Here is a 3,056-nt window from a genome sequence, read left to right as displayed (position 1 = left end):
AAAGTTAGACCGGCGGCCAATTCCCTCCCACCGGCTCCCTTTTACCCCAACAATATGCCGACACTCCTCTAACCACAGCACCCCACCATTTTTAGCAATGGCTTCTGCTAGTTGAGGATGCTGTTCTAATTTGGCTTTTATGATCTTGGTCATAATAACCATATCTCGTTCTAACACCCCTGTTTTATGGTATTTATATGCTGCCTCGGCATCGGCATACTCAACATCCCAAAAAACTACTGGATACTGGTATTTCACGTTCCCTTTGCGGAACGATAAAGTAGTAGGATTTGTTAGTGCACCACCCAATCCTTTTTGACCAGACCATATATTTATTCCAGGTTTCATAGAAAAATGATGATAAATTACGCCTTCGCCTTGCGTAGCAAATACTGGAAATAAAGGGGTTACTAAAAATAATTAATCCGGCTACAAGAAAAAACATAATATTCACTTCATACCGAGTAGCAGTGATTGGTTAATAATTAACTAGATAAAAAAAATAGCCAATGCAAATTGCATCGGCTTATAATCTGCTACAGAGCATCAACTTCGACGAAAGTCTGGAAATATTGACGGCAGCGATACTTTTGATGTTCAGAAATATTGCCCCACCACCGTTCGTATGGCATACCACCATGAGCAGATAAAACACCACCATAGCCATTGCCTACAAAGGCGATAGGCAGCTTTATCTGTCCCCAACGGTCTTGGCGCGGCCTGATGTTCAATCCCCAAGATTGGATAATCCGATGTAGCCTGTTTAATTTAATGATAGCCTGCATAAAACCCACCACATAACTTCATTTTTTTAAGGCGTTAGCCTCGGATATAACCCCTAAAAGTTGAGCTAAATGTGGTGGATAAGAATAAAAAAAACAACCCTAATGGGTTGCTTTTAGAGAGGCTTAATCATGTAATGTGACCCAGCCCTCTGATTTTATTATTGATGCAATTGAGGGGCGGATCTTGTCTAGGATAGATTGATGTTGGGCAAGATTATCCCAATGAACTTCACCATCTTGCTCAACATCCAGTAGGAGCTCAATTTCTTCTGTAGTTAGGGGATACTGATTAAACGGAGGTGATTCAAATGGCGTTTCTATTCTGTACATAAGTTTATCTCCAAACTGGTCATTAATTTAAGGCGTCAGCCTTCGGAGTTTCATAAGATATTAGTAGTGTCAACAAATATCAAATTTCGGAGAATACCAAATATCAATGCTTGCGCCAACGAGCAGTCACTCCTTGTCCCAAACGTTCCAGATTACCTGCCTCTCTTCCTTGCCGAAGAACGCGCCTAATTAAATCAATACTAACAGTCGGGCATCGTTCCTGTAATTCTTTAATAGAGAATTCCCTAGGTAAGCTGTTAATAGCATCCAAAACCATTGCCGTTTTACTTCCTTTTGCAGAGGTAACGTAGCCGACTCTCTGCTCAAACTCCCGATACACTGATAATAACATCACACCTAGAAAATACTCCCACCAAGGTAATAAATTATGTTCTCTTTCATGCCAAGCTTGAGAAGATGAATAAAGGGTATCGTAGTAACTTTCCTTGGTTCGTTCTACAAGACGCTCTAAACTAATGAACCGGCCCACCTCATAACCAGCTTTATACAGTAGCAGAAGAGTCAATAACCTAGCCATGCGACCATTGCCATCTAAAAAGGGATGGATGCACAAAAAATCTAAAATATAAGTAGGAATTAACAATAATGGTTCTATTGTCCCTGATTCCCAAAGGCGATTAAATTGGGTGTGTAAGTGTTCCATAGCGGCTGCTGTGGCATAAGCAGGAGTAGGACGGAATCTGACAACTTTTGTACCATCTGGATAAGTAGCAGTAATTTCGTTATCAATAGTTTTCCACCGGCCACCAGTATTAACAGAAAACTGATAGAGATCCCGATGAAGCTGTAGGATAATATTAGGAGTGAAAGGGATATGAGCATAACTGGAATGGATGGTACTTAAAACTTCACGATAACCAGCAATTTCTTGCTCACTTCGGTCGCGTGGGGTAGTTTTGTCGGATACCAGTTTTTTTATTCGTTCTAAGGGCACAGTAATGCCTTCAATCCGATTAGAAGATTCGGTACTCTGAATAATGGCTGCTTGCCGTAGCGTTTTTATCACTTGAGGCGATTGTTCTTTAAATAATTCTTGTTTTCCTTTATATTCTCCCAGAAGTCGAATAGTCTGGAGAAGCCCTTGATTAATTGGTTGCTCTTCAATAAACCCTTCCCTAAATGAATTCATTTGTCTTTTAAAATAGGATAATTTACAATAATTATATCCGAAGTTCAGATATGTGGTAAGTCCGATTCTTAATGATATCATAGAGAAAAAAAACCTCCCTGCAATTAGGGAGGTATCAATGTTAGAACAAGAGATGTTCTAGTTCCGTAGAAGAATGAACTATTGAATTATTGGTGATGCCAATATCCAGAGATTCCAATTCCTGAAGCAGTTGGTTTTGCTTCCTGTTATGCAGCCGTGTAGCAATAGCTTGCAGGGATGAGATTAATTCATCTACCACCTTGATAGAATCACTTGTGAACTCAAGCGTGAAACATTCGCCTTCATCAAAGAGGGACACATATTCAACGGGGGTTAGATCAGGTCTGCTGTTGGTGGAAATTAAAACAGACGAATCTAGCTTAATTCGTGTGTTCGTTGATTTCTGCATGGGAATACCTGCTGATTAAAGTTCGAGAAGTATTGATTAGGGGAAAGTTTAGATATGGGTATCCACAGAAGAATATGCCATTTCTAAATAGTCGTGTTTAGCCGACCACTGCTCATAAGCAGCCATTTCAGAAGGACTCATTTTTTTAGCGAGGGCTGTACGAATAGCCGCAATTATCTTCTCAGCTTTGGGTTGGTTCATGGTAGAATAGGAATGGGTTTTTTTAGTTTCACCTTCAATAATTAGGCGCGTTAGCGCTTAATTATTTTTTATAACCATTTCTACTTCAAATTTTTAGTACAGCTTTATAACAGAAAGAACCCTCCGCTATGTTAGAACGGGGGTTGTAGTAGAGACCAAC

General features: G+C 39.9%; 4 protein-coding genes. All 4 read right to left on the bottom strand.

Annotation, left to right across the window (positions count from 1 at the left end; all coding sequences use genetic code 11):
* Positions 1–536: 536 nt before the first annotated feature.
* The 4 genes from NG798_RS27140 to NG798_RS27125 all read right to left on the bottom strand — a co-directional run bounded on the left by NG798_RS27140 (position 537) and on the right by NG798_RS27125 (position 2,896).
* Positions 537–731: a hypothetical protein gene (locus NG798_RS27140; RefSeq protein ID WP_261226836.1), complete on the bottom strand. Its 195-nt coding sequence runs from the start codon at positions 729–731 to the stop codon at positions 537–539.
* A 177-nt stretch (positions 732–908) separates the two neighbouring features.
* Positions 909–1,115: a hypothetical protein gene (locus NG798_RS27135; protein ID WP_261226835.1), complete on the bottom strand. Its 207-nt coding sequence runs from the start codon at positions 1,113–1,115 to the stop codon at positions 909–911.
* Positions 1,116–1,218: 103 nt separating this feature from the next.
* Positions 1,219–2,265 (bottom strand): Fic family protein, encoded by a 1,047-nt coding sequence (locus NG798_RS27130; protein WP_261226834.1) that lies wholly within the window; start codon positions 2,263–2,265, stop codon positions 1,219–1,221.
* A gap of 478 nt (positions 2,266–2,743) precedes the next feature.
* Complete coding sequence (locus tag NG798_RS27125; protein ID WP_261226833.1) at positions 2,744–2,896, bottom strand: hypothetical protein; 153 nt, start codon at positions 2,894–2,896, stop codon at positions 2,744–2,746.
* Between the last annotated feature and the right edge of the window lie 160 nt (positions 2,897–3,056).

This window comes from Ancylothrix sp. D3o (genome assembly GCF_025370775.1).
Lineage (GTDB): Bacteria > Cyanobacteriota > Cyanobacteriia > Cyanobacteriales > Oscillatoriaceae > Ancylothrix.
Note: the sequence above shows the minus strand (reverse complement) of the source record. Positions and strands in the feature narration are given on the sequence as shown.

What these genes read in the sequence shown, in the direction of transcription:
- NG798_RS27135 (WP_261226835.1), bottom strand. Translation starts at nt 1,115, where the DNA reads ATGTACAGAATAGAAACGCCATTTGAATCACCTCCGTTTAATCAGTAT.
- NG798_RS27130 (WP_261226834.1), bottom strand. Translation starts at nt 2,265, where the DNA reads ATGAATTCATTTAGGGAAGGGTTTATTGAAGAGCAACCAATTAATCAA.
- NG798_RS27125 (WP_261226833.1), bottom strand. Translation starts at nt 2,896, where the DNA reads ATGAACCAACCCAAAGCTGAGAAGATAATTGCGGCTATTCGTACAGCC.